Origin of the sequence: Nocardiopsis rhodophaea, from assembly GCF_039530945.1 — a bacterium.
In the GTDB taxonomy this organism is placed as follows: Bacteria; Actinomycetota; Actinomycetes; order Streptosporangiales; family Streptosporangiaceae; genus Nocardiopsis_C; species Nocardiopsis_C rhodophaea.
The window spans coordinates 263764-289783 of record NZ_BAAAPC010000001.1; the positions used below are offsets into that span (position 1 = coordinate 263764).

General features: G+C 72.9%; 20 protein-coding genes. 16 read left to right on the forward strand and 4 right to left on the reverse strand.

What is annotated here, in order from left to right:
• Positions 1–288 precede the first annotated feature (288 nt).
• The 9 genes from ABD259_RS01190 (at position 289) to ABD259_RS01230 (ending at position 12009) form a co-directional block, all read left to right on the forward strand.
• Complete coding sequence (locus tag ABD259_RS01190; RefSeq protein ID WP_344159563.1) at positions 289–861, forward strand: hypothetical protein; 573 nt, start codon at positions 289–291, stop codon at positions 859–861.
• 150 nt (positions 862–1011) lie between these two features.
• Positions 1012–3975, forward strand: coding sequence for an aminotransferase class V-fold PLP-dependent enzyme (locus ABD259_RS01195; protein WP_344159566.1), 2964 nt, complete (start codon positions 1012–1014; stop codon positions 3973–3975).
• Positions 3908–5293, forward strand: a complete 1386-nt coding sequence (locus ABD259_RS01200) for a cytochrome P450 (protein ID WP_344108665.1) — start codon at positions 3908–3910, stop codon at positions 5291–5293. The genes ABD259_RS01195 and ABD259_RS01200 overlap by 68 nt, the downstream gene beginning before the upstream one ends.
• A complete protein-coding gene (locus tag ABD259_RS01205; protein ID WP_344108667.1) occupies positions 5290–6774 on the forward strand; it encodes an anthranilate synthase component I family protein in 1485 nt (494 codons plus the stop codon). Before ABD259_RS01200 ends, ABD259_RS01205 begins: the two co-directional genes overlap by 4 nt.
• Positions 6771–7379: an anthranilate synthase component II gene (locus tag ABD259_RS01210; protein ID WP_344108669.1), complete on the forward strand. Its 609-nt coding sequence runs from the start codon at positions 6771–6773 to the stop codon at positions 7377–7379. The genes ABD259_RS01205 and ABD259_RS01210 overlap by 4 nt, the downstream gene beginning before the upstream one ends.
• On the forward strand, positions 7372–8397 hold the full coding sequence (gene trpD, locus ABD259_RS01215; RefSeq protein ID WP_344159569.1) for an anthranilate phosphoribosyltransferase: 1026 nt from the start codon (positions 7372–7374) through the stop codon (positions 8395–8397). The genes ABD259_RS01210 and trpD overlap by 8 nt, the downstream gene beginning before the upstream one ends.
• 44 nt (positions 8398–8441) lie before the next feature.
• Positions 8442–9686 (forward strand): tryptophan synthase subunit beta, encoded by a 1245-nt coding sequence (gene trpB / locus ABD259_RS01220; RefSeq protein WP_344159573.1) that lies wholly within the window; start codon positions 8442–8444, stop codon positions 9684–9686.
• Positions 9683–10723 carry a tryptophan synthase subunit alpha gene (trpA, locus tag ABD259_RS01225; RefSeq protein ID WP_344159575.1) on the forward strand — a complete coding sequence of 347 codons (1041 nt, stop codon included), beginning with the start codon at positions 9683–9685 and terminating at the stop codon, positions 10721–10723. Before trpB ends, trpA begins: the two co-directional genes overlap by 4 nt.
• On the forward strand, positions 10714–12009 hold the full coding sequence (locus ABD259_RS01230) for a 3-deoxy-7-phosphoheptulonate synthase (RefSeq protein ID WP_344159578.1): 1296 nt from the start codon (positions 10714–10716) through the stop codon (positions 12007–12009). The genes trpA and ABD259_RS01230 overlap by 10 nt, the downstream gene beginning before the upstream one ends.
• 51 nt (positions 12010–12060) lie before the next feature.
• Here ABD259_RS01230 and ABD259_RS01235 read toward each other — a convergent pair whose 3' ends face one another.
• On the reverse strand, positions 12061–12993 hold the full coding sequence (locus ABD259_RS01235) for a glutathione S-transferase family protein (RefSeq protein WP_344108682.1): 933 nt from the start codon (positions 12991–12993) through the stop codon (positions 12061–12063).
• A 174-nt stretch (positions 12994–13167) separates the two neighbouring features.
• Between ABD259_RS01235 and ABD259_RS01240 the strand changes: the two genes are divergently transcribed.
• From ABD259_RS01240 to ABD259_RS01250, 3 genes are all read left to right on the forward strand, one after another.
• A complete protein-coding gene (locus tag ABD259_RS01240) occupies positions 13168–14403 on the forward strand; it encodes an acyl-CoA dehydrogenase family protein (RefSeq protein WP_344108684.1) in 1236 nt (411 codons plus the stop codon).
• Between the two features lie 53 nt (positions 14404–14456).
• On the forward strand, positions 14457–15293 hold the full coding sequence (locus ABD259_RS01245; RefSeq protein ID WP_344108686.1) for an aldo/keto reductase: 837 nt from the start codon (positions 14457–14459) through the stop codon (positions 15291–15293).
• Positions 15294–15604: 311 nt separating this feature from the next.
• A complete protein-coding gene (locus tag ABD259_RS01250) occupies positions 15605–16810 on the forward strand; it encodes an MFS transporter (RefSeq protein ID WP_344108688.1) in 1206 nt (401 codons plus the stop codon).
• Between the two features lie 145 nt (positions 16811–16955).
• Here ABD259_RS01250 and wrbA read toward each other — a convergent pair whose 3' ends face one another.
• Entirely contained in the window at positions 16956–17567 is a 612-nt protein-coding gene (wrbA, locus tag ABD259_RS01255) for an NAD(P)H:quinone oxidoreductase (protein WP_344108690.1), read from the reverse strand.
• A gap of 290 nt (positions 17568–17857) precedes the next feature.
• Between wrbA and ABD259_RS01260 the strand changes: the two genes are divergently transcribed.
• Positions 17858–18931 (forward strand): methyltransferase, encoded by a 1074-nt coding sequence (locus ABD259_RS01260; protein WP_344108693.1) that lies wholly within the window; start codon positions 17858–17860, stop codon positions 18929–18931.
• Between the two features lie 85 nt (positions 18932–19016).
• On the opposite strand, the gene ABD259_RS01265 is transcribed toward ABD259_RS01260, so the two are convergent.
• Positions 19017–19547, reverse strand: coding sequence for a flavin reductase family protein (locus ABD259_RS01265; protein WP_344159581.1), 531 nt, complete (start codon positions 19545–19547; stop codon positions 19017–19019).
• A gap of 359 nt (positions 19548–19906) precedes the next feature.
• On the opposite strand from ABD259_RS01265, the gene ABD259_RS01270 reads away from it, so the two are divergent.
• A complete protein-coding gene (locus ABD259_RS01270; RefSeq protein WP_344107474.1) occupies positions 19907–21097 on the forward strand; it encodes a sensor histidine kinase in 1191 nt (396 codons plus the stop codon).
• A 172-nt stretch (positions 21098–21269) separates the two neighbouring features.
• Here ABD259_RS01270 and ABD259_RS01275 read toward each other — a convergent pair whose 3' ends face one another.
• Positions 21270–23180 carry an AfsR/SARP family transcriptional regulator gene (locus tag ABD259_RS01275; protein ID WP_344107476.1) on the reverse strand — a complete coding sequence of 637 codons (1911 nt, stop codon included), beginning with the start codon at positions 23178–23180 and terminating at the stop codon, positions 21270–21272.
• A 272-nt stretch (positions 23181–23452) separates the two neighbouring features.
• Between ABD259_RS01275 and ABD259_RS01280 the strand changes: the two genes are divergently transcribed.
• Positions 23453–23713: a hypothetical protein gene (locus ABD259_RS01280; RefSeq protein ID WP_344159584.1), complete on the forward strand. Its 261-nt coding sequence runs from the start codon at positions 23453–23455 to the stop codon at positions 23711–23713.
• Complete coding sequence (locus ABD259_RS01285) at positions 23713–26019, forward strand: TOMM precursor leader peptide-binding protein (protein WP_344107616.1); 2307 nt, start codon at positions 23713–23715, stop codon at positions 26017–26019. The genes ABD259_RS01280 and ABD259_RS01285 overlap by 1 nt, the downstream gene beginning before the upstream one ends.
• Position 26020 lies beyond the last annotated feature (1 nt).

Sequence of the window (26020 nt, forward strand, 5' to 3'; positions counted from 1 at the left end):
CGTGACCGATCCGCCCCGTGGCGACGGCTGGACCGACGTGCTGAATCCGGGCGGCGGGGTGCGTGCCGCGGCATGGAGGTCGACGCACACGTGCACGGCGCGATCGGGCTGGCGCCGGGCGGGCGCTTCGGCGTCGCGACCGTGCCCTGACGTCCCCCTCCTCCGCTTCCCCTCCGGGTTTACCCGCGGCGACGGCCGGATGAGGCCGTTTTTCCCCAGCGGCCGGCGCCAACGTCCACCACCGCAGGAACATCCAATCAGGTGACGACGGAATGAGGAGGAACCATCATGTCCGCACTCACCCGCACCACCCGCACCACCCGGGCCGCCCTCGTGGCCGCGGCCGCGCTACCCGCACTGGCCCTCGCGGCGGCGCCCGCCTCCGCCGCCGAGGCGGGCGGCGGAGGCGGCACGGACCACGTGCGCTCCTGCACCAACGACGACATCAAGCCGATCGAGAACCGGCGCGGCGCTGCCGCTGGGACCCTGGCGGTCGAGTTCGGCATCACCAAGATCCAGAACGGCAAGGGCCCCTGCCTGATGCCCGGCTGGATCGAGGTCCGCTGGGTGGACGGCTTCGAGGGTGAGCAGGTCGGCTCCTGGGCGCGCCAGCGCGAGGCCCCCGGGGAGCCGTTCGTGCTCACCATGCGCAACACCGGGAAGTTCACCCTCTTCCACCCCAACCCGGACAACTGCGACCCGGAGCAGTGCAGACCGACGGAGGTGGCCGGGATCGAGTACTTCCTGCCGGGCGACACCACGGGGAACTTCGGCGGCATGGGCGACAACATGTACGCCTGCGCCAACCCGGAGGTCCGCGGCACCAGCCTGTCGGCGGTCACGCTCGACTACGACGGCTAGCTCTCCGTCTTCTCCCCCGGCCCCCGCCGATGACCCGCCCCGCAGAGCGCGGTACTACCGCGGCGAGAACACGGACAGAGCCCGTGAAGAGCGCCCCTTCGTAGCGTTCCAGGACGAGAAAGAGGAAAACGGAGCGCACTAGGGGTTGAATTGGGGAGACCACGCAGTTCCCTCAGAGTCGCGATAGTCGGTGCGGGCCCGGTTGCCTGCCTTGTGGCGATCGAGCTCCGCAAGAATGCATTCCACGTCGACCTGTATGAGAAAGGGGAGGATATCCGCCGGATCCCTCCGGCGAAAGGGCATTCCTTCAATCTGACGCTCACCACGCGCGGACTGCGGTCGCTGGATTCCCGGATCGTGGATCTGCTCTACCAGCGGGGCGTTCCGCTGCCGCAGCGGGTCGTGCACCACCGCGACGGCGAACTCACCTATCAGCGGTACGGCACCGAACCCGAACACCACCTGCTGTCCATCCCGCGCGGCGTCCTGCACCGCGCCCTGCTGGACGAGGCGGCCCGCGCCGGAGCGCGGTTCCACTTCGGCCACGAGTGCATCGGCGCCGACCCCAAGAACGCCACCGCCGCGTTCGCCGTCCGCGGCTCGGCCATCGAGGAGGTCAGCGCCGACCTGCTCATCGGCTGCGACGGCGCCAACAGCGTGGTCCGCGCCGAGATGTCGCGCCGCGGCGCGCGCATGCGCATCTCCCAGGAGTACATCGACCACGGCTACATCGAGCTGCAGATGCCCCCGCGCCTCGGCGGGCACGCGCTGCTCCAGGCCTTCCGCGACCCGCACCGACCGGAGAGCGGCGAGCATGGCCTGCACGTGTGGCCGCGCGGCGAGTTCATGATGCTCGCCCAGCCCAACGTCGACCTCAGCTACACGGCCAGCCTGTTCATGCCGCTGCGGAGTGCCGACGGTTCCCCCGCCTTCTCCGCGGTACACGACGCCGAGGGGGTCGAGGCGCTCTTCGGCGAGAACTTCGCCGACGCGGTGGAGTTCCTGCCGTCCCTGGTCGACGACTTCCTCACCACGACCCCGGCGTCGCTCAAGACCGTGAAGTGCCACCCCTACCACTACGGCCGCACGGTCCTCATCGGCGACGCCGCCCACGCGATGGTCCCCTTCTACGGCCAGGGCATCAACTGCAGTTTCGAGGACGTGCGGGAGTTCCTCCGCATCCTCGACGAGCGCATGCGCATCGGCGGTGCCAACGGGATCGCCCCGGCCCTGACCGACTTCACCGAGCTGCGCAAGGCCCCTGGCGACGCCATCGCCGACCTGTCCCTGCGCAACCTGCGCGAACTCACCGACCAGACCGGCGACCACGCTTACCACGCCCGCGACCGGCTGGACAAGCGGCTGTTCCGCGAGCACCCGGACGACTTCATGCCGCTATACCACATGGTCGCCTTCACCGACCTGCCCTACGACGAGGTGGTGCGGCGCCACGAGCGGCAGAGCGCCCTGGTCGGCGACCTGTGCCGCCGCTTCGACATCGACACCGAGGCCGACCGGATCGTGGCGGCCTACGCCGGGGCCGCCGGGGGCGACATCCCCGTGCTGCCCGACGGCTCCGGGGACTCCGAGCTCGAACTCGCACCCGAGGAGGTCCGCCGTCTGCTCGACACCGTCGCGCTGCGCGTGCTGCGCTACCGCGACGCCCTGAACCGGGGCGAGTACCCCGCCTCCTACCTGCAGGAGAGCAGCGCGGCCGACTACGAGAGCGGCCGCAAGGCCTCCGACGCCGTGCGTGAGGACACGGCCCCCGCCCACGGCACCGAGCTGGAGCCGCTGCTCGCCGAGGTCTTCGACGAGGCCGCCACCAGCGGCATGGTCCACCCCCACCCGGGGTTCATGTCGCACGTCCCCTCCGGGGGTCTGTTCCAGGGCGCGGTCGGCGAGTTCGTCTCGCGGCTGCTCAACCGATTCATCGGCGTGTGGGCGGCCACCCCCGGCCTCACCCAGATCGAGACCAACGTCATCCGCTGGTTCTGCACGATGCTGGGCTACGGCGAGGGGTCCTTCGGCTACCTCACCACCGGCGGTTCCATCGCCAACTTCATGGGCGTGCGCTGCGCCCTGGAGGCGCTGCCGGAGGACGACCGCGCCCGGGCGACCGTCTACGTCTCCACCCAGGGCCACTTCTCGGTGAAGAAGGCCGCGCGCATGGCCGGGGTCCCCGAGGACCGGGTACACGCGGTGGCGACCCGGCCCGACTACACGATGGACCTCGGCGAGCTGCGCGACCGCATCGAGCGCGACCGCGCCAGCGGCCTCGTGCCCGCCTGCGTCGTGGCCACGGCCGGCACCACCGGCACCGGCGCCATCGACGACCTCGCCGGGATCGCCCGGCTGTGCGCGGCCGAGGGCGTCTGGATGCACGCCGACGCCTGCTTCGGCGGCTTCTTCCGGCTCACCGCCCGCGGCCGCGAGCTGCTCCGCGGTATCGAGGACGCCGACTCCATCGCCGTCGACGCCCACAAGTCGCTGTTTCTCCCGCACGGCACCTCCGCCCTCCTCGTCCGCGAGCAGGCGCGGCTGCGGGCGGCCTTCGCCGTCCCGGGCGCCGCCTACATCCCCGAGCTCACCTCCGACGACGCCTACGTCGACTTCTGCGACTACGGCCCCGAACTCACCCGGGAGATGCGCGGGCTCACCGCGTGGCTGCCGATCAAGCTGCACGGCCTCGCGGCGTTCGAGCGCAGCCTCGACCACAAGCTCGACCTCGCCGACGAACTGGCCGCCCAGCTGCGGTCGCTTCCCGGCGTCGACGTCCTGCCCCGCGCCCCGGGCCACCTGCCCGTGGTCGCCTTCCGCGCCACCGCCGACGGTTCCCGGGGCGCCCGACAGACCGAACTGCTGTGCCGCCGGATCTGCTCACGCGGCGACGTCTATGTCGCGACCGCCGAACTCCCCAACGAAGGCCTGGTCGTCCGGGCCTGCATCATGCACCACCGGACCTCGCGGGCGGTCGTCGACCGCCTGGTCGACGCCGTCCGGTGGGCCGCCGCGGACATAGCGACCTCAGAGGAGGAAGTGCCCCATGTCGTCGACCCTGCTGTCGAGAGCCCTGCCGCCCGGACCGGCCGAGGACCCGGCCGCGCAGCGTGACCGGTTCGCCCGCGACCCCTTCGGCTACCTGGAGGAGCTGCACCGCGACCACGGCACCATGTTCACCCTGGACCTCGGTGCCCTGGGCAACGAGCGGTTCGTCGAAGCCCGCAACAACGGGGCGTGGGTGTTCCTGACCCGCCCGCACCAGATCAAGCGGATGTACACCGCCGACGCCGCGACCGTCAGCGGCGCCCACGCCAACGCCGTCTTCTTCGGCACCCCCGAGGAGTCGGTCGCCTACATCGACGGCCCGGCCCACCGCAAGCGGCGCTCGCAGATCCGGCCCGAGCTCAGCGGTGCCCGCGACTACACCGCGCTGATCTCCCGTGTCGCGTCCGACCACATCGCCCGCTGGCCCGAGGGCGGGGAGGTCTCCCTCTTCCTCGAACTCCAGGCGATCACCGCCGAGGTCATCGTCGAGGTCGTGTGCGGCAACCTGCCCAAGGCCGACCGCGCCGAACTGGCCGCGATGCTCCCCCGCACCGAGAACGCCGCCCAGTCGCTGGACGACGTGCTCGCCGCCGACGCCGAGATCCGCGCCTTCGTCGCCGCACGCATGGGGTCCCATCTGCGGCGCTCGGATGAGCTGGGCCGCGACGACCTGCTCGCGACCCTGCAGCGCCACGCCGCCGACGGCGACGCCTCGCTCACCCCCGAGGTGATCCGCGACGAGGTGTTCAGCCTGCTCTACACCGGGTTCTCCACGACGGCCAACACCCTGTCGTGGGTGATCGAGAGGATCATCCGGCACCCCGAGGTGTACCGGCGGGTCATGGCCGAGCTGGGTGACCGGTTCACCCGCCTCCCGGTTCCCCGGGAGGCCTACGCCGAGCTGCCCTACCTGGAGGCCGTGATCACCGAGACGCTGCGGCTGCACCCGGTGTCGGGCCTCAACGGGGTGCGCATGCTCACGGTCCCCTACGAGATCGACGGCCACCTGCTGCCGGCCGGCACGATCCTCGTGCACTGCGCCTACCTCCTGCAACGCAGCCCCGACGTCTACACCGACCCCGAGGACTTCCAGCCCGAGCGGTTCCTGGAGGGCACGGCGTGCCCCTACTCCTGGGCGGCCTTCGGCGGCGGCAACCGGATGTGCGTCGGACGCAACTACGCCGCCGAGGAGATGCGGGTCCTCGCTGCCGTGCTGCTCTCCGCCCGGCGCGTCGACCCCGTCGGCGACTTCCCCGAGGCGCGGCAGCAGGGCATCTTCATGGCCCCCGCCGACGGCGCCCGCGTCACCGCCGCCCGCCGCACCGAACCCGCCCCGCGCTGCCCCCACCCCCACGGAGCCCGAGACGGAGACCGGACGCCATGACCATCGACCTCGCACCGATAACGACGGGCCTGCCGCCCGACGGCCGGCCCGACCGCTCCGAGGCGGCCGCGCTCGCCCGCGACCACACCCTCATCCCCGTCTACCGCGAATTCCTCGCCGACACGCTCAGCCCCGTCACCCTGTTCGCCCGGCTGTGCCGCGACGACGAACCCGGTTTCCTGCTGGAAGGGGCCTCCGTCTCCAGCGGTGCGGCGCGCTACTCCTACATCGGCCACCGGCCCGAGCCCGTCCCCGCGGCCGACACCGACCCGCTGCGCGCGCTGCGCACCGCCATCGGCCGCCCCGCCGCCCCCGTTCCCGGGCTTCCCCCCTTCCACGGCGGGGTGTTCGGCTACCTCGGCTACGAGGGGGCGCGCCGCTTCGAGCGGCTGCCCGCCCCGCCCGGCCCCGCGCCCGGCCTGCCGGAGTCGGCCTTCTTCCACGTCGGCGACCTGGCGGTTGTGGACCACGCCGCCCGACGGCTGCTGCTGATCACCGTGCACCGGCCCGACGTTGAGGACTACGACGCGGCGCTGCGGCGGATCACCCGAATGTACGAGCGCGTGGTGACCCCCGCTCCCGACGAGCCCTGGGACCCGGCGCCGCGCCCCGTCCCCGCGCCCCCGCCCCGGGGCGCGCCTCCACCTGGTTGGCGGCCCAACACCACGCGCGCGGAGTTCACCGAGCGCGTGCGCCGCGCCCGCGAGTACATCCTGGCCGGCGACGCCTTCCAGGTCGTGCTCTCCCAGCGGTTCTCCAAGCCTCTGCGCGCCCGGCCCATCGACGTCTACCGGCACCTGCGGGCGGTTAACCCATCGCCGTACATGTACCAGCTCAACCTGGGCGGCGGCCGCCACGTCATCGGGGCCTCCCCCGAACTGCTGGTGCAGACCGAGGGGCGCCGCGTGCGCACCCGCCCGCTGGCCGGGACCCGCCCGCGCGGCGGCGACACCGCGTCCGACCTGGCCCTGGAGCGCGAGCTGCGCGCCGACGACAAGGAGCGCGCCGAGCACGTCATGCTGGTCGACCTCGGCCGCAATGACATCGGGCGGGTGTGCGCCCCCGGCACCGTGCGCCCGGAGCGGTTCTGCGAGGTGGAGCGCTTCTCGCACGTCATGCACCTGTCCTCGACCGTCGTCGGGGACCTGGCGGCCGACGCCGACTGCCTGGACGCGCTGCGGTCGGCCTTCCCCGCCGGAACGCTGAGCGGGGCGCCGAAGATCCGCGCGATGGAGATCATCGCGGAGCTGGAGGCGGAGCGCCGCGGCGTCTACGGCGGCGCGCTCGGCCACATCGGCTTCGGCGGCGACGCCGACCTGGCGATCGCCCTGCGCACGCTGGTCGTCGCCGACGGCGAGGTGCACGCCCAGTCCGGCGCCGGGGTGGTGGCCGACTCCGACCCGGAGGCCGAGTACGCCGAGACGCTGCACAAGGCCGGGGCGATGTTCACCGCGGTCCACAACGCGGAGGTGCGGTCATGACCCCTCCCGCACAGCGGCGCGGCCCGCGCGTGGCCGTCGTCGACAACTACGACTCCTTCACCTACAACATCGTGCATTACCTCGCCGAGCTGGGCGCCCGGCCCGAGGTGCACCGCAACGACGCGGTCACCCCCGACGAGCTGGGCACCTACGACCGGCTGGTCGTCTCCCCGGGCCCCTGCGGCCCGAACGAGGCCGGGGTGTCCCTGCCCGCCGTGCGCGCGCTCAGCGGGACCATCCCCATCCTCGGCGTGTGCCTCGGCCACCAGTGCGTCGTCGCCGCGTTCGGCGGCCGCATCGTGCGGACCCGGCCGCTGCACGGCAAGACCTCCGACATCGACCACGACGGCACGGGCCTGCTGGCCGGGCTGCCCCGCCCCTTCACCGCGACGCGCTACCACTCGCTGGTCGCCGATCCGGCGACGCTCCCCGGCGAGCTGCTAGTCACCGCCGCGGCAGGAGACGGCGCGGTGATGGCGGTCCGGCACCGGAGCCACCCCACCTACGGCGTGCAGTTCCACCCGGAGTCGGTGCTCTCCCCCGACGGCCGCCGGATCATCGCCAACTTCCTCGCGGAGGAGAAGGAGGAGGAGACGAATGCGTGAACACATCGCCCGCGTCACCCGCGGCGAGGTCCTCTCCGAGGAGCAGGCCTACGCGGCGATGCGGACCATGATGAGCGGCACGGCGGCTCCGGCGCACATCGCGGCCTTCGCGTCCGCGCTCTCGGCGCGCGGCGCGAGCGTGGGCGAACTGGCGGGAGCGGCGCGGGCCGCGCGCGACCACGCGGTCCCGGTCCCCTTCACCCCCGACGTCCTGGACACCTGCGGGACCGGCGGCGACGGTCTGGACACCTTCAACATCTCCACCGCGGCGGCGCTGGTCGCGGCGGCCGGAGGGGCGCGCGTGGCCAAGCACGGCAACCGGGCCTCCTCGTCCGGGTGCGGCAGCGCCGATGTCCTGGAGGAACTGGGGGTGCGCGTGGAGGGCGGCCCGCGGGACGCGGCGCGCTGCCTGGCCGCGTCCGGTATCGCGTTCCTGTTCGCCCCCTCGTTCCACCCGGCCTTCCGGCACATCGTCCCGGTACGCCGGGAGCTGGGCGTGCGCACCGTGTTCAACCTGCTGGGGCCGCTGTGCAATCCGGCCCGGGCCCGCTACATGGTCATGGGTGTCCCGGCGCCTGAGCTGGTCGCGCCCATGGCCGAGGTCCTGCCGCGCCTCGGGGTGGAGCGGGCGCTGGTGTTCCACGCCGAGGACGGCATGGACGAGCTGAGCACGGGTGCGCCCTCCGCGGCCGCGGAGGTGGCCGATGGCCGGGTGCGCCACCACCGGATCGACCCCTCGGCGCTGGGGCTCATCCCCGCCGGGCCCGCCGACCTCGCCGGAGGGAGCCGCGCGGCCAGCGCCGAGGTGATCACCTCCGTCCTGGACGGACGGCGCGGCCCGGCCCGCGACGTGGTGCTGCTCAACGCCGCCGCCGGGCTGTGGATCCGCGGCCTGGCCGCGACGCTGGCCGACGGTCTCGGCGCCGCCGCGCACGCCGTCGACTCCGGTGCCGCGGCCGACGTCCTCGCCCGACTGGCGGCGGCGTCCCGCGACCGGTCCCTGCAGGGCGCGGTGTGACCCGCGCCCCCGACCGAAAGACGAGGAGAGGAGCTGACTCCGAGATGGCGATCGACATCGACGACGGCATGTTCGGCGGCTTCGGGGGCCGCTACGTCCCCGAGACGCTGATGGCGGCGCTCACCGAGCTGAACGAAGTGTGGGATGCGGTCCGGGAGGACGCCGGCTTCCGTACTGAGCTCCGCCGCCACCAGCGGGAGTTCGTGGGGCGCCCGACGCCGGTCTACCCGGCCGAGCGGCTCACCGCCCACCACGGCGGCGCCACCATCCACCTCAAGCGCGAGGACCTGTGCCACACCGGCGCGCACAAGCTCAACAACGCGCTCGGCCAGGTGGTGCTGGCCCGGCGCATGGGCAAGCGCCGGATCATCGCCGAGACCGGGGCCGGGCAGCACGGCGTCGCCACGGCCACCGTCTGCGCCCGGTTCGGCCTGCCCTGCGTGGTGTACATGGGCGCCGAGGACATGCGCCGCCAGGAGGTCAACGTCCGCCGCATGCGGATGCTGGGGGCACACGTCCACGGCGTCGCATCGGGTACGGCCACCCTGAAGGACGCGACGTCGGAGGCCATCCGCGACTGGGTGACCAACGTCGCCGACACCCACTACATCATCGGCTCGGCCGTCGGACCCGCCCCCTACCCGCGGATGGTGCGCGACCTGCAGCGCGTCATCGGCGATGAGGCGCGCGAGCAGTACCTTGACGCCGAGGGGCGGCTGCCCGACGCGGTGGTCGCCTGCGTGGGCGGCGGCTCCAACGCGATCGGCATGTTCACCGCCTTCGTCCCGGACGCCGAGGTCGCCCTGGTCGGTGTGGAGGCGGCCGGGGAAGGCCTGGCCACCGGCCGCCACGCCGCGGGCGCCGGAGCCGGGACGCCGGGTGTCCTGCACGGCAGCCGCAGCCTGATCCTGCAGGACTCCGGCGGCCGCGTGCTGCCGACGCACTCGGTGGCGGCCGGGCTGGACTACCCCGGCGTGGGACCCGAGCACGCCATGCTCGCCGAGGAGGGCCGCGCCACCTACGTCGCCGTCGAGGACCACCGGGCGCTGGACGCGTTCCGGCGGTGCACGGCGCTGGAAGGCATCATTCCCGCCCTGGAGACCTCGCACGCGCTGGCCTACGCCGGTGACCTGGCTGAACGCCTGGGGCCGGGCGGACGGGTCCTGGTCTGCTTCTCCGGGCGCGGCGACAAGGACCTGCACACCGTCGAGAACGAGCGGCAGGCCGAGGAGGAGGGCGGCGCGATGGACCAGGAACCGGTGGCGGCTCTGGCGGGAGGTGCGCGATGACAGCGACGGAACCAGCGGAGAACCCCGCGCGGGGGCAGCGGGAACCCGCGCGGCGGCGGTCGGCGGCCACCCCGGTCGGCGTCGGCGCGCGAGGGGGCGCGGGCGACCACGCCCCCGGGGCGGGGCAGGGCGGCGACACGGCACTCGCAGGCCCGTCCCCGGACAACGAGGACACACGTCCCTCGATCCGGGACGCCCAGTCGCACGGACGGGAGCGGCCCCACGGCACCGCGGCCGCGTCCGGCGCCCGACCGCCGGGGCAGCTCCCCGGAGCCGATCTCGCGAACCGGCTGCGCCGCGGCGACGGCGGGGTGTCCCTCATCCCCTACCTGATGGCCGGACACCCGGGCCTGGCGGCCACGCGCGACATCGGCCGACGGCTGCTGCACTCCGGGATCGCGGCGCTGGAGCTGGGCCTGCCCCACAGCGATCCGCTGGCCGACGGGCCCGTCATCCAGCGGGCCGGCCAGCGCGCCCTGGACGCCGGGACCACCACCGAGGGCTGCCTGGAGGTCGCGGCCGACTTGGCCGCCGAGCGCGCCGCCCCCATCGTCCTCATGACCTATGTCAACCCCGTCCTCGCCTACGGGGTGCGGCGCTTCGTCCGGGACGCCGCCGAGGCCGGGGTGGCCGCCGTGATCATCCCGGACCTGCCGCTGGAGGAGGCGGCCGGGGTGGACGGCGCCCTGGCCGAGCGGGGCGTGGCCTCGGTCCGGCTGACGGCGCCGACCAGCACCGACGAGCGCATCGCGGCGGCCTGCGCCGCGGCGACCGGGTTCGTCTACACGGTGACGGTCGCCGGGATCACCGGCAGCCGCGGCGACCTCCCCGAGGGCGTCGAGCAGACCCTGGCGCGGGTCCGCGCCCGTACCCGCCTCCCCGTCGCCGCCGGGTTCGGGATCTCCCGCCCGGAGCACCTGCGCCGCCTGCGCGGGCACGCCGACGCCGCGATCGTCGGGAGCTCGCTGGTCGCCGAGATCGACGCGGGCCGCGACCCGCACCCCATGGTGAAGGAGCTGTTGTCGTCATGTCGATGATCCCCGCTGACGCGCCCGCACCCGTGGCCGGCCCGGGCGCGCGCCTCCCCGAGACCCCGCCCCGCTGGCACCGGTCCTCCTGGAGAGAGCGGCCCGCACGCCAGCAGCCCGTCTGGCCCGACCCCGCGCGGGCCTGCGATATCGCGCGCAGCGTGTCGATGCTGCCCCCGCCGGTCGCCCCCGAGGCGGTAGTGTCCCTCCGCCGCGACCTGGCGCGGGCGGCGGCCGGACAGGCGGTCGTGTTCCAGGCCGGGGACTGCGCCGAGCGGTTCGCGTCCTGCGGCGAGGACGCCGTGGCGGGCAAGCTGCGGACCCTCCTCCAGTCGGCGATGATGCTCGCATTGGGCACCGGGCTGCCGGTGGTCAAGATCGGCCGCATCGCCGGGCAGTTCGGCAAGCCGCGCAGCGCCGACACGGAGGTCGTGGACGGCGTCGAGCTACCGGTCTACCGCGGCGACATCGTCAACGGCCCCGACCCCGTGCCCGAGGCCCGCCGCCCGGATCCGGAGCGGATGCTGCACGCCTACGGGCACACCCGCGCGGCCCTGCGGACGCTGGGCGGATGCGAGGCGGGCGGCGCCGACCCCGGCGAGTTCGCCTGGGTCCTGGAGGAGGGTCCGCTGTACACCTCGCACGAGGCGCTGCTGCTGGACTACGAGGAGGCGCTGACCCACCTCGACCCCGCGACCGATCGGTGGTTCGACACCAGCGCCCACATGGTGTGGGTGGGCGAACGGACCCGCGCCCTGGACGGGGCGCACATCGAGTTCGTGTCCGGGATCGCCAACCCGGTGGGGGTCAAGCTGGGGCCGGGGGCCACCGCGGAGGAGGTGGCGGAGCTCTGCGCGCGGCTGGACCCCGAACGGACCCCGGGGCGCCTGGTCCTGGTCCCGAGGATGGGGGCGCAGCGGGTGCGCGAGGCCCTGCCTCCGCTCGTGCGGGCGGTGCGCGACGCCGGCCACCCCGTGGTGTGGGTGTGCGACCCCATGCACGGCAACACCATCCGCTCGGGCAGCGGGTATAAGACCCGCCGGTTCGCCGACATCGCCGCCGAGGTCGAGGGGTTCTTCGCGGTGCACCGGGCCGAGGGCACCCACCCCGGTGGGGTGCACCTGGAGATGACCGGCGAGGACGTGACGGAGTGCCTGGGCGGAATCCGGGAGTTGGGCGACGACCACCTCGCCGAACGCTACGAGACGGCGTGCGACCCGCGGCTGAACGGGGCGCAGGCGGTCGAGCTGGTTTTCGCCATCGCCGACCTGCTGCGCGGGGCACGGCGGGGCTAAGACGGCCGCGGCGCGGGCAACGCGGGGCGCCCGGGAGGGGCGCCCCGCCGCTCATGTCGCCGCGGGCGGCGGGGTGCCGTCGCCGAAAGGCCGCCCGCCGAGGGCGTCGCGCCCGTGCGGGGTGTGCCACCCGGAGAGGTCGGGCCCCTCGGGCACGATCCCGCTCGGGTTCAGCTCGGTGAGCACCGCGTGGTAGTGGAGCTTGATATCGGCGAAGTGCACCGTCTCACCGAAGCCGGGCGTCTGGAACAGGTCGCGGGCGTAGGCCCACAGCACCGGCATCTCGGTGAGCGTGTTCCGGTTGCACTTGAACAGGCCGTGGTAGACGGCGTCGAACCGGACCAGCGTGGTGAACAGCCGGATGTCGCTTTCGGTGATCGCGTCACCGAAGAGGAAGCGCTGGCCGCGCAGCCGCTCCTCCAGCGTGTCCAAGCGGTCGAACAGCCGGTGAAAGGCCGCGGAATACTCCTCCTGGGTCCGCGCGAATCCGCAGGCGTAAACCCCGAAATGGACGTCGGCCGCCAATTCCGCGTTCAGCGCGTCGATATCGGCGCGCAATTCAGCCGGGTACAGGTCCGGGGCGCCCGGCCGGTGCAGTCCCCGCCATTGCGACGCCAGGTCGGGGGTGAGCGTGTCGTGGTCGTTGGTCACCACGCGGCCGCTGGGCACGTCGACCACGGCCGGAACGCTGACACCTCCGTCGTAGCCGGGGACGGCCGCGCGGTAGGCCTCGGCCAGGTACCGGATGCCCAGAACGGGGTCGCGGCCGTCCGGGTCGAGGGTGAAGCGCCAGCCGCGCTCGTCATGCAGGGGGTCGGTGACCGCGACCGGGAGCGCGTCCTCCAGCCCTGTCAGCCGCCGCACGACCAGTGACCTGCTCGCGAACGGGCAGGCCCGGTTCACCACCAGGCGGTAGCGGCCGGCCTCTACCGGCCACGGAGAGGACCCGTCGGACGTGATGCGCACTGCGAAGGGAAACGACATGGCGCCATTATGCGCACCAATCACGCAAATTCCACAAGCGGAATTTCCTTGATCAATTCGGCAGCCGACCGAGAAGAGCGAATGAAGAGCACCGGGAGAGTCACGCTGATTAGCGTCCCCAGTGCGCAATGACGAGCGAGACGCCCCGTCCCACTCATTTCGTGAGGAGCGACCATGACCACCATCGCGCACGACCAGGCCGGGCCGACGACACGGCCCGCCGCCCGCTGGACGACCCGGCCCACGACCCCGCAGGGGTGGCTGCAGCGGGCCTCGGAGGTGCGGGCGGTCCTCGCCTCCGACGCCGCCGAGCGCGACCGGGCGAACGCGACCCCCTACGCAGAGATCGCCCTGCTCAAGGAATCCGGCCTGGTCACCATGATGGGCCCGGTGGAGCACGGCGGAGGCGGCCAGGAGTGGCCCACGGCGCTCAAGGTGGTCCGCGAGGTGTCGGCCGCCGACGGCTCCATCGGCCACCTGCTGGGCTACCACTACACCTGGAACTACGTGCCCCGGTTCATCGGCACGCCCGAGCAGAGCGCCCGGTTCGAGGCCGACTGCGCCCGCAACGAGTGGTTCCTGGCCGGCGCGGTCAACGCGCGTGACGCCGATGTCGTGGTCCGCGACGAGGGCGACACCCTGCTGTTCAACGGCCGGAAGAACTTCGCCACCGGCTCGCGCGTCTCCGACGTGACCTGTCTGGAGGGCGTCCTGGAGGGGACCGACACCCACGTGTTCGCCATGGTCCCCTCCACCGACCCCGGCGTCATCCCGCTGGGCGGCTGGGACAACATGGGCCAGCGGCTCACCGAGAGCGGCGGCATCGCCTTCAAGAACGTGCGTGCCCCGTGGAGCGACGCCCTGGGTTTCGTCGACAAGGCGTTCACCCCCCGCCCCTACGGCACCATGCAGATCCCCACCGGGCAGCTGCTCATGGGCAGCTTCTGGCTCGGCATGGCCCGCGGCGCGCTGGACGCCGCCATCGACTACACCCACACCCACGGCAAGGCGTGGGGCGGCTATGAGCGCACCGTGGACGAGCCCTCCGTTATCGACACCATCGGCGACCTGACCGCCAAGCTGTGGGCGGCCGAGGCGCTGATGGACGAGGTCGCCCTGGAGAACGTCGAGATCCACCGCGACCCCGACGCGCTCACCGAGCGCCGCCGCGGCGAGCACAAGGTCCGCGCGGCGGCGGTGAAGGTCCGCGCCGATGAGGTCGCCCTGGAGATCACCTCGCGCATCTTCGAGGTCACCCGCGCCCGGTCCACCGCCACCAAGTACGGGTTCGACCGCTTCTGGCGCAACGTGCGCACGCACACCCTGCACGACCCCGTTGCCTACCAGCGGCGCGAACTCGGCCGCTACCGGCTGTTCGACGAGGTGCCCGCGCCGGGCTGGTACTCGTGACCGGTCCGAGGGCGCAGGCAGCGGACGCGGAGAACAGAGAGGAGTCAACGGACATGGACGCGTCCACAACGGTGGCGCTGAACGACGGAGTCGAGACGCCCCGACTTGGGCTGGGGGTGTTCCAGGTCGGCCCGGACGAGGCGGCCGCGGCCGTACGCACGGCACTCCAGGCGGGGTACCGGATGGTCGACACCGCCTCCGTCTACGGCAACGAGAAGGGGGTCGGCCGGGGGATCGCCGAGAGCGGCGTGGCGCGCGAGGACGTCGTCGTCGTCACCAAGGTGTGGAACGACGACCAGGGCTATGACGCCACCCTGCGCGCGTTCGACGCCAGCGCGGCGGCGCTGGGGCTGGACTACGTCGACCAGTACCTGATCCACTGGCCCCGGCCGCGGCTCGGCCTCTACCCGCAGACCTGGCGGGCGCTGTGCCGCCTGCGCGACGAGGGCCGCGTGCGCTCGATCGGGGTCTCCAACTTCGAGCCCGAGCACATCGAGCGGCTCATCGCGGAGACCGGCGTCGCGCCCGCCGTCAACCAGGTCGAACTGCACCCCGGGCTGCACCAGGGGCGGATCCGCGCCTTCCACGCCGACCACGGCATCGTCACCCAGGCCTGGAGTCCGCTCGGCCGCGGCCAGGGCTTCCTGTCCCACCGCGCGGTCGCCGCCGTCGCCGAGGCGCACGGCCGCACCCCCGCCCAGGTCGTGCTGCGCTGGCACCTCCAGCTCGGGGTCGTCCCGCTGCCCAAGTCGGTCACGCCCGAGCGGATCCGCGGCAACCTCGACGTCTTCGGCTTCGAACTCGACGCGGCCGAAATGGACCTGCTCACCGACATCGGCGACGGCTACCGGGTCGGCCCCGACCCCTCGCTGCTGTTCGACGTCTCCTGATTCACGCCCCTCGGGGCCGCCCGGCCCCACCCTGTGGGCGAAAGAACGCCCCCATCCGCACCGGCCGTCGCCGCCCTGCCCGCTCCACCGAGACCGCGCACGGCGCCCCGCCCCTCGACGCTGGCCGAGTCCGTCCCCTCCCCGGGACGGGACCGGCGCCCCGCCCCCGCCCTCACCCGACCCCGGTGATCACGGCGTTTGTCAGGACGCAACGGACGACGATCGAGCCTCTCGCCGTGATCACCGTCGCATAGCCGCGGACCAGCGCCCCTCCCAGCGCCCCCGATACCCGAAGATCTGGAGGAACGACGATGCCCCTACGACTGCTCGTCCTCGCCCTGGCCGCGTTCGTCATGGGTACCGCGGAGTTCGTGATCACCGGTCTCCTGCCCGACGTCGCCGCCGGCCTTGATGTCTCGATCCCCACTGCCGGTGTGCTCATCTCCGGCTACGCGCTGGCCATCGTGGTCGGCGGACCGGCCGTGGCTCTGGCCGGATCCCGGCTGCCCCGCAAGGCGCTGCTCACCGGGGCCGTCGCCCTGTTCGCCGTCGGAAACGCGGTCTGCGCCCTGGCCCCCGTGTACGGGGTCCTCATGGGCGGGCGGGTGCTCGCCGCCCTCGGGCAGGCCGCGTTCCTGGGGGTCGGGTCGGTGGTCGCGGCCAACCTGGTACCCGCGCGCCAGCGCGCCCAAGCGATCGCCGTGGTGTTCACCGGCATCACCGTCGCCAACGTCATCGGCTCCCCGCTGGGCACCCTCGTGGGGCAGTACCTGGGGTGGCGCACCACGTTCTGGCTCATCGCCACCGCCGCCGTCCTTGCCCTCGCCGGGATCGCCGCGGCCGTGCCCCGGCAGCCCACCCCCGCCCCCACGAGCGTGCGGGGCGAGCTGGCGATGTTCGCGCGGGGGCGGGTGTGGATCGCGATCGCCACCGGCATGCTCGCCATGGGCGCGGTGTTCGCGTCCTTCAGCTACATCGCGCCGCTGCTGACGCGGGTCACCGGGCTACCGCGCGAGATGATCACCCCGATGCTGGTCCTGTTCGGGCTGGGCATGGTCGCGGGCAATCTCGCGGGCGGGCGCGGCGCCGACCGCGACCGCGACCGCACCCTGCTGGCCGCGTTAGGTCTGCTCACCGTCTCCCTGGCGGCCCTCGCCCTCCTCGCGCCCTACCCTGTCCCGGCCGCGGTGGCCCTGGTCGCCGTCGGCGCCTCGGGCTTCGCCGCCGTGCCGGGGGTGCTGGCTGAGCTGATCAGCCTGGCCGGAGGCCAGTCCCCGCTCTCCGCGGCGGTCGGCGGCTCCGCCACGAACCTGGGGATGGCGCTGGGGGCCGCGCTCGGTGGGCTGACGATCGGCGCGGGACTGGGCTACACGTCCCCCACGTGGCTCGGAGCCGGCGCGGCGGCCCTGGGCATCGTCGTCGTGCTCGTCTCCGCCGCCGCGCGGCGCTCCGACCGCGGTGCGCGGGCGGAGGACACGGGCCCGGACGCGGAGTCCGAGGAGGCGCCCGCGGTCTGAGGAATGGAGGAGGAGTGGGACACAGCGCGGGGCGGGTGGCCCGGCTCGGGACCACCCGCCCCGCGCTGCGCGGAAAGGGAATCGGGGGAAGAAGGGGGACGGGGACCGGAAGGAGAAAACGCGGGACAGCGGAGGGGGAGCGGGGTCACTCCTCCCGCAGCGGTGCGACCAATTCGGCGATCCTGGCCAGCCGACCACCCTGGAAGCGGGCGGCCTTCAGCAGCGCTTTGGAGGGCGCCCCCTGGCTGGAGGGGTTGGCCAGGCCGTAGGGGTTACCCCCGGCCTCGTGGATGAGGTCGTAGTCGACGTAGCCCGTGGGAACGATGAGCGCGCCCCAGTGGTGCATCACGTTGTACAGCGACAGCAGGGTCGACTCCTGGCCGCCGTGCAGCTCATAGCTGCTGGTGAATCCGGTGACGGGCTTGTTGGCCAGCTCTCCGGCCTCCCACACCCCGCCCGCGCTGTCGATGAACTGCTTGAGCTGCGAGCTGACGTTGCCGAACCGGGTCGGTGTCCCGAACGCGAATCCGTCCGCCCAGGTGAGGTCGTCAAGCGTCGCCGTCTCAATGTGCGACGTGGCCGCGAGATGGTCCCGCCATTCGGGGTTGTTCTCGATGGCCTTGGCCGGCGCGTGTTCGGCCACGCGCCGCAGCCGGACCTCGGCGCCGGCCTCCGCGGCCCCCTCGGCAATGGCTTCGGCCGTGGCGTGAACGTTTCCGGTCGACGAATAGTAGATCACAGAGATTCGAGCGCTCATTCCACCCATCTCGATCGCTCCAGGGGTTTTCGATTTCCCTTGCGAGCCTAGGGCGCGGAAACACGGGCGGACAATATGAAAAAATCATGAACCGCCCGGGATTTCTCCATGGTGATGTGCCGCGAAAGAGCAGATAGAGAGCGCCGCGTGGAATCGTCCGGAAATGTCACCGATGCCCCGTGGCGTGTTTTGTCGGTCCCGGGGCCCAGGCCGTCGGACGCACCGGCGGCCGATACCACCCGCGCGCCGGACCCGTCGGGTCCGGCGTCCGCCGATCGGAGGAGACTGCCGTGACGATCACCGAGACCAGGACCACGGCCACCGCAGAGACCGCCTCCCCGCTGACCCGGCAGGACCTGGTCGGCACGGTGTTCGGGGCCGCCGCGTTCCAGGCCCTGAACGCCGGGTGCGAGCTCGGCCTGTTCGCGCTGCTCAACGGGGAGCCCGGGCTGACCGAGGAGGAGATCGCGTCCCGCCTCGACCTGCGCCCGCGCCCGACGCGGATCCTGCTGCTGGCGACCACCGCGCTGCGGCTCACCTCGCTGGACGGCGGCCGCTACCGCAACGCGGAGCTGATCGACTCCCTGTTCGCGGACGGCACCTGGGAGATCATCACCGACATGGTGGCCTTCGAGGCGCACATCGTCTACGAGGCCCAGGCCGACTTCACCGCGTCGCTGCGGGCCGACACCAACGTGGGGCTGCGCCGGTTCGCGGGGGAGGGCGAGGACCTCTACCACCGCCTGGCCGCCCGGCCCGATCTGGAGCGCCTGTTCTACCGGTGCATGCGCTCCTGGTCCCGGCTGTCCAACCCGATCCTGGTGGACAAGGCCGACCTGACCGGGGTGCGCCGGGTGCTCGACGTGGGCGGCGGCGACGGGGTGAACGCCATCGCCCTGGCTCGGGCCAACCCGAATGTGGAGTTCACCGTGCTCGACCTGCCCGGCGCGGGGGCCATCGCCGAGCGCAAGATCGCCGAGGCCGGGCTCTCCGACCGCATCACCGTCGCCGAGGGCGACATCTTCGATGACGACTACCCCGAGGGCTACGACTGCGTACTCTTCGCTAACCAGCTGGTGATCTGGTCGGCCGAACAGAACCTGCGCCTGCTGCGCAAGGCCCACCGCGCGCTGGCGGACGGCGGCCGGGTGCTGGTGTTCAACGCGATGTCGGACGCCACCAAAGACGGCCCGCTGTACGCGGCGCTGGACAACGTCTACTTCGCCACCCTCCCGGCCGCGCAGAGCACGCTGTACGACTGGGGCCAGTACGAGCAGTGGCTCACCGAGGCGGGGTTCTCCCGGGTCGAGCGCCGCCCCGGAGAGACCTGGACCCCGCACGGCGTCATCAGCGGGGTGAAGTGACGCCGTCCGAGGCCGCGTTGCGTCCATGGATCGCGGCCGGTGGGCGGAGGCCGAGCTCCGCCCACCGGCCGCGAGGTCCGGCACGTCAGTGGGCGTCGAAGGTGCCGTACCGGCTGCCGAAGAAGACGAGGGGGTCGTGGTCGGCGCCGAGCCCGGCCGCCTCGACGCGGGCGACGACGATGTCGTGGTCGCCGGCCGTGTGCTCATCGTCGATGGCGCAGTCCAGCCAGGCCAGGGCGTCGGCCAGCAGCGGCGCCCCCGACGGTGCCGGGAACCAGGACAGGCCGGCGAACTTCTCGGCGCCGCGGGTGGCGAACTGGGCCGAGACGGGGCGCTGCCCGCCGCCGAGGATGTTCAGGCAGCACCGGCCGGAGGCCCGGATCGACGGCCAGCTGGTGCTGGTGTGGGCGACGCAGAGCGCAACCAGCGGCGGGTCGAGGGAGACGGAGGTGAAGGAGTTGACGGCCATCCCGGTCGGCCGCCCCGCGGGGTCGATCGCCGTCACGGCGACCACCCCCGTGGCGAACCGGCCCAGGACGCGGCGGAACTCGCCGGGGTCGACCCCCGGAGGTTCCGGGGCGGTGAGGGTGAGCGTGCGGTGTGCCTGATCGCGCATGAGGGGATCACTCCTCGTCGAAGTGGGGTGCGGCGGGCCGGGACGGCCGTGCGAAACATCCACCGAATTGCCAGGTGCACAGCAGAATCGTCACAGAGCTTCCGGACTCCCGGTAGTGCGCGCGACACCGAAATCGGCTGACGAAATCACTTCCGCTCCATGAAAATGGCATGGCACCAATGCCCGTGATCACCAGACGTGGGCGCGCGCCGATTTCAAGATCGTTTTTCGGCGGCGGCTCCACCTTCTCCTAGCGGGCAATTTGGGGTAATTTGTCGGAGGGCGCCGTGCTCCGGGAAGGGTCTGCGATCTCGATGGAGCCGGCGGGGGGTGGAATCGCGACCACAGGAGCGCAGGTAGTGGGAGTTGCGGCTGCCGAACACGAGAACGCCGGCCTGCACGCGACAGTCGGCATGGCCCCGCGCATCGCCCGGTCCATCATCGTCACGGTCTTCGGCGGGTTCTGCCTGATCGCCCTGCTGCACGTGTTCATGCTCCCGGTCGGCCCGCTCACGATCACGCTGTCCGTCGTGGCCATGGGCACCCTGCTCCTGCTCCAGCTCTGGTACTACCCCAACCAGCCGCGGACCCCGGGCCGCCCGCGCCGCGTGTATCTGGTGCTGGGGCTCCAGGCGTGCCTGGTCTACCTGCCGCTGTTCGTCTTCGGCCAGGCGTGGGTCGGGATGCCCGGGTTCCTCGCCGGAAGCGTGCTGCTGGTGCTCTCCCCGAAGGCCGCCTGGGCCGCGTTCGCGCTGATCGTCGCCAGCATGGCCGTCGCCCAGGCCCAGTTCGGCGGCGGGTACGTCGACGTCGCCTACACCACGGTGTCGACGCTGGTCACCGGATTGATCGTGTACGGCCTCTCACGCCTGCAGGGGCTGGTGCGCCAGCTGCACGAAGCGCAGCGGGAGCTCGCCGAGATCGCGGTCACCCACGAGCGCCTGCGCTTCGCCCGCGACCTGCACGACCTGCTCGGCTACAGCCTCTCCTCGATCACCCTGCGCACCGAGCTCGCGCACAAGCTGGTCCTGCGCCAGCCGCAGCGGGCGCGCGAGGAACTGGCGGAAACGCTGCGTACCAGCAGGCAGGCCCTGGCTGACGTCCGCACCGTGGCGCACGGCTACCGGGAGCTCTCCTTGGAGCAGGAGTGCCGGTCGGTCCGCTCGGTGCTCGCCGCCGCCGAGGTGGAGCTGGGGATGCGCGCCGACTACGGCGACCTCCCGGTACGGATCGCCACCGTGGTGGCGACCGTGCTGCGCGAGGGGGTCACCAACGTGCTGCGGCACAGCAGGGCCGAGAACTGCGAGATCACCATCTTCGAGGCGGACGGCGAGGTGAACGTCGAGATCCTCAACGACGGACTCGACGACGCTCTGCGGCCACCGGAACCGCGCAGCGGAAGCGGGCTGCACAATCTGTCGGAGCGGGTGCGGGCGCTGGGCGGCGGACTCACCGCCGAACCCACCAGCGAGGGCCGCTACCGGCTCGCGGTGCGGCTGCCGGTCCGGGCGCGCACGGATCTCGAACCCACGGAGACCCCCGCGGCTTAGATCGTCGATGGGAGTCGACCGACGCGGCCCGGCCAGGGACCACTCCGAGCGTCCCGTCTCCCCCTCCGTTGATCCCGGCAATATCGACCGAATCTCGGCTGGAATTCGGTCGATATCGCCGAGATCAACGCAAGGAGGGCGGGCCGGCCCGGGCGGGGCCGGCCCGCGTCGCTTATCCCACCGCCGACACCGCGCGCGCGGGGCGCTCGACCCCGACGTCCGCGGAGCTCAGCAGCGCCCTGCGGCGCACCGCCTCGGACAGGGTGAGCAGTGCCTGCTCGCGCGCGTAGAGGCCGAACAGCTCGCGCATCCGGTAGCGGGGCGGTTCACCCGGCGCCGCCGGTGCGGGATCCAGCAGACGCCGGTCCATCAGCGGGTTCAGCAGCCGTTCGGCGACGTCCGCGGGGACGCCGCCGGCGTGGGCGGCGGTGTCCAGGCCGACATGCTCCTCCCCTCGCAGGCCGAGCACGTACCAGAGGTCGACGGCCGCTCCCGGCAGTCCCGCGAGTCTGCGGCGCAGTCCGTCCCGCGGATCCAGCGTGCCGCGGGTGAGGGCGTCGAGGCGCTGCCCCGGATCCGACAGCCGACGCAGGTACGCCGACAGGTCCGCGTCCGTGCGCCCGGCGAGGTGCGCCCCCGCCGCCCGGACCGTCATCGGCAGGTGCCCGGCGGCCCGCACGATGCCGTGGACCGCGGCGGGGGACTGCAGGACGCGTTCCAATCCGACCATGCTCGTCAGCAGCTCCACGGCCTCGTCGGTGGACAGGGCGTCCACCTCCACCGGGCGGCAGCCGGGGATCTCGGTCAGCGGCGCCCGCGCGGCGATCAGCACCGCCGAACGCGGTCCGCCCGGCAGCAGCGGCCGCACCTGCCCCGCGGTCAGCACGTTGTCCAGCACCACCAGCACCCTGCGATCGCACAGCAGGGTGCGGTACAGCCCGACCCGCTGCCGGGGCGCCGAGGGGATGGCCGACTCGGCGACCCCGAGCCCGCGCAGGAAGCAGTGCAGCACCTCATCGGCGCTCTCCGTCTCGGGGGCGGCGAAGTCGGCGTAGAGCTGCCCGTCGGGGAAGCCGTCGCGCACGAGGTGGGCGGCGTGCACCGCCAGGGCCGACACCCCGGCGCCGGGCGGACCCGTCAGCGACTCGATCCGCGGCCGGTCCGCGGCGCCCCCGTCTCCGACGAGGACCCGGGAGACCCGGTCGACCTGGTCGGCGCGGCCCACGAAGTCGGGGATGTCCGACGGTAGCCAGGCCGGCGGTGTCGGGGGTGCCAAGGGTGCCGGGGCTGCCCCGCCCCCCGCGCCGTCGGCGGCGCGCCCGGGACCTCCGCGCACCGGCTCGCCCCGGAGGATCCGGCTATGCGTCTCGCTCAGGTGCGGGCTGGGCTCCAGCCCCAGCTCGGCCACGACGGCCTCGCGCCCCTGCTGGTAGACGGCCAGCGCTTCGGCGCGGCGGTCGGCCTCGTACAGCGCCGACATCAGGTGGCCGCGCAGCCGCTCGCGCAGAGGGTAGCGCCGCACCAGGGTGGTGAGCTCGTCGATCAGATCGTGGCCCCGACCGCACTCCAGCTCCAGCTCGACGCACTCCTCCAAGGCGCCGACCCGCCGCTCTTCCCATTGGGCGGCTACGGACTCGGCGAAGGGGGCGGAGACGTCGCCCAGTGCCGGACCGCGGAACAGGCCGAGCGCCTCGCGGTACCGGGCGATCGCCGCCCGCGGGTCACCCGCGGCTGCCTGCGCCCGCGCGCCGCGGGTCAGCCGCCGGAAGACGCACGCGTCCACCTGCTCCTCCGCGGCGCGCAGCGCGTAGCCGGACGCGGTCGTTTCGATGTGGTCGCTGTCGGCCCCGGCTTCGGCCAGGGAGCGGCGCAGCCGCCACACCGCTGTCTGGATCTGCTGTTCGGCCGAGCGCGGCGGGCAGCCGCCCCACACCGCCTCGACCAGCACACCGACCGGGACCGTGCGGTTCACCTCGGCGAGCAGCTTCGCGAGCACGATGCGCCGTTGTGTCCTGCCCAGCGCGATGGGGCGTCGGTGTCCATCGAGCGCCACCTCCAATGGCCCGAGCATGCGAAAGAACATGGCTACTCCAGGATCTGGTCATGGGACGATTTTGCAATTCCGATCCGGGTCGTCTGGGGTCGGCCCACCGGGCCTATTAGCGGTCGACTAACTCTCCCAAATTGCATCTCGGGGATGAAGTGGGCAGCTCATGAGCGCGCAGTGGGAATTAATGGGCCGATACATGACGAACGCATATAGGGATGCGTGATGCCTGCACTGCAAACGATCACGCCCGGTGGAGAAGAATGGCGCCAACTTCGACGCCGAGCAGTCGGGAAAAGGAGATTTCCATGATCGCCTTGCCTGAGGGCGCAGTGCGGCCGCCCTACGCTGAACCGGAGGCCGCCATTGGCCGGCCCGCCTTCGACATCGATCTGGTGATCGACGAATTCGACAGCTGGACCAGCCCGGAGAACGCGACCGTCGCCCCCACCACCACGTGCTTGTGCCTCCATTCGGCGCCCACAGCGGCCGCGACGCCCGGAGGGGTCCGGGCGTCGCGGCCGCTCCCGGCGCGCAGCGTCCCCGCGGGCGCAGGGGCGGTGGCCTAGTGGACTCGACCATCACCAGCACGGACCGCGGACTCATCGGATTCAAGTCGGGGCTCCGTGTCGACGTCGTCGAGGACGACGCCGTCTACGTGTTCTCCGAGCGCGGAGTCACCGCGCTCCAGGGGCCCTACATGGAGACCCTCGCCCCGCTCCTGGACGGCACGCGGGACCTGGAGGGCGTCGTCCGCGCGGCGCCCGCCGAACTGGCTCCCGAGCAGATCGCCGCCATGGTCTCCCGCCTGGCGGCGGCGGGCCTGCTCACCGTCCGCTCCCCCAGCGGCGCCGCGGCCCCCACACCGGCGAGCGCCTACTGGGAGGCCGCGGGGCTCGACCCCGACACGGTCCCCACCGGCGACGCGTCACCGGCGCTGCACCTGCTCAGCGTGGGCGACATCGCGTCCGACGCGGCACTGGCCGCGCTGCGGCAGGCGGGCCTGACGGTGGCCGCCCAGAGTGTCCACACTCCCGGCACCTACCCCGACCTGGCTCCGGGCGCGTCCCTGTCGGTCGTGCTGTGCCCCGACTACCTGGCCTCGGGGCTGGCCGAGATCGACGCCGCCCACCGCGCGGCGCGGCGGCCCTGGCTGCTCGCCAAGCCGCTGGGCAGCCAGGTGTGGGTGGGGCCGGTGTTCGACCCGCGGGCCCAGGGTGCCTGCTGGCACTGCCTCGCCCACCGGCTGTGGGGCCAGCGGCAGGGCGAGCTGCACGCGCAGACCGCGCTGGGCCGGTCCGGCCCCGCCTCCCGCCCCGTGGTCACGGTCCCCGCGCTCACGGCCACCGCGATGAGCACGGTCGGACTGGAGGCGGCCAAGTGGCTGGCCGGCTACCGCGGCGTCGAGCAGAGGGCGGTGTGGACCCTGGACAGCCTCACCCTCGACGCCCGGCGCCACGAGCTGCACGCCCGCCCCCAGTGCCCGTCGTGCGGCGACCCGTCGCTGATGCGGGAGCAGGCGCGGCGCCCGGTCGTGATCGCGGCCCGGGCCAAGGCCGCCGATACCGAGGGCGGCCACCGCGCACGCACGCCCCACGAGGTCCTCGACGACTTCGGCCACCTGGTCAGTCCCGTCACCGGAATCGTGAAGGAGATCCGGCAGGATCCGCGGGGACCGGCGGAGTTCAACTCGTTCCGCAGCGGGCCCAACATCGCCGCCGGGCGCACCGACCTGGTCGGGCTGCGGGCGATGCTGCGCGCCGAGAACGGGGGCAAGGGCACCACCCCGCTGCACGCCCGGGTGAGCGCCCTGTGCGAAGCACTGGAGCGGCACAGCGGCTTCTTCCACGGCGACGAGGAGCGTGTCCGCGGCAGCTACACCGACCTCTCCGACGCGGCGGTGCACCCGGACGCCTGCCAGCTGTTCGATCGGCGGCAGTTCGCCGACCGGGACCGGTGGAACGCCGAGCACGCCGCGTTTCAGCAGGTCTGCGATCCGTTCGACGACGACGCCGAGATGGACTGGACACCGGTGTGGTCGCTGACCGAGGAGCGGCACCGGCTGCTGCCGACCGCGATGCTGTACTTCAACGCGCCCGAGGGGACCGACCGGGTCACGGTGCGCGCGGACTCCAACGGCAATGCCGCCGGGACCAGCGTCGAGGACGCGGTCGTCCAGGGCGCGCTGGAGCTGGTCGAGCGGGACGCGGCGGCGATCTGGTGGTACAACCGCACCCGCCAGCCGGGGGTCGACCTGGCGGCGTTCGGCGACCCGTGGCTCGACCGGATGCGCGACGTCTACGCCGACATCGGACGCGAGTTCTGGGTGCTGGACACCACCTCCGATCTCGGGGTGCCGGCGATGGCCGCGGTGTCGCGGCGCACCGGCGGGCCGCGCGAAGACATCATGTTCGGCTTCGGGGCGCACTTCGATCCGCGCGTGGCCCTGCGGCGCGCCGTGACCGAGATGAACCAGCTCATGCCGGCGGTCCTCGACGGCACGCACCGGTGGGACGACCCCGACGCCGCCCGCTGGTGGAACGAGGCCCGCGCCGACGGCCACCCCTACCTGCGCCCCGACCCCGCCCGCCGCTTGCTGGGCCCGGCCGACTACCGCCGCGCGGACCGGCCGGACCTGGCCGACGACGTCGCCGCTCTGCGCGACCTCCTGGCCGAACGCGGCCTGGAGATGCTGGTGCTCGACCAGACCCGCCCCGATGTCGGCCTTCCGGTGGTGAAGGTCGTGGTCCCCGGTCTGCGCGGGTTTTGGGCGCGGTTCGCTCCGGGGCGGCTGTTCGATGTTCCCCTCGCCCTGGGGCGGGTACCGTTTCCCACTCGGTACGAGGACCTCAACCCCTATCCGCTCTTCCTGTGAT

Coding starts and splice junctions, on each gene's coding strand:
- ABD259_RS01190 (WP_344159563.1), top strand. CDS start 289: ATGTCCGCACTCACCCGCACCACCCGCACCACCCGGGCCGCCCTCGTG.
- ABD259_RS01200 (WP_344108665.1), top strand. CDS start 3,908: ATGTCGTCGACCCTGCTGTCGAGAGCCCTGCCGCCCGGACCGGCCGAG.
- ABD259_RS01205 (WP_344108667.1), top strand. CDS start 5,290: ATGACCATCGACCTCGCACCGATAACGACGGGCCTGCCGCCCGACGGC.
- ABD259_RS01210 (WP_344108669.1), top strand. CDS start 6,771: ATGACCCCTCCCGCACAGCGGCGCGGCCCGCGCGTGGCCGTCGTCGAC.
- trpD (WP_344159569.1), top strand. CDS start 7,372: ATGCGTGAACACATCGCCCGCGTCACCCGCGGCGAGGTCCTCTCCGAG.
- trpB (WP_344159573.1), top strand. CDS start 8,442: ATGGCGATCGACATCGACGACGGCATGTTCGGCGGCTTCGGGGGCCGC.
- trpA (WP_344159575.1), top strand. CDS start 9,683: ATGACAGCGACGGAACCAGCGGAGAACCCCGCGCGGGGGCAGCGGGAA.
- ABD259_RS01230 (WP_344159578.1), top strand. CDS start 10,714: ATGTCGATGATCCCCGCTGACGCGCCCGCACCCGTGGCCGGCCCGGGC.
- ABD259_RS01235 (WP_344108682.1), bottom strand. CDS start 12,993: ATGTCGTTTCCCTTCGCAGTGCGCATCACGTCCGACGGGTCCTCTCCG.
- ABD259_RS01240 (WP_344108684.1), top strand. CDS start 13,168: ATGACCACCATCGCGCACGACCAGGCCGGGCCGACGACACGGCCCGCC.
- ABD259_RS01245 (WP_344108686.1), top strand. CDS start 14,457: ATGGACGCGTCCACAACGGTGGCGCTGAACGACGGAGTCGAGACGCCC.
- ABD259_RS01250 (WP_344108688.1), top strand. CDS start 15,605: ATGCCCCTACGACTGCTCGTCCTCGCCCTGGCCGCGTTCGTCATGGGT.
- wrbA (WP_344108690.1), bottom strand. CDS start 17,567: ATGAGCGCTCGAATCTCTGTGATCTACTATTCGTCGACCGGAAACGTT.
- ABD259_RS01265 (WP_344159581.1), bottom strand. CDS start 19,547: ATGCGCGATCAGGCACACCGCACGCTCACCCTCACCGCCCCGGAACCT.
- ABD259_RS01275 (WP_344107476.1), bottom strand. CDS start 23,180: ATGTTCTTTCGCATGCTCGGGCCATTGGAGGTGGCGCTCGATGGACAC.
- ABD259_RS01280 (WP_344159584.1), top strand. CDS start 23,453: ATGATCGCCTTGCCTGAGGGCGCAGTGCGGCCGCCCTACGCTGAACCG.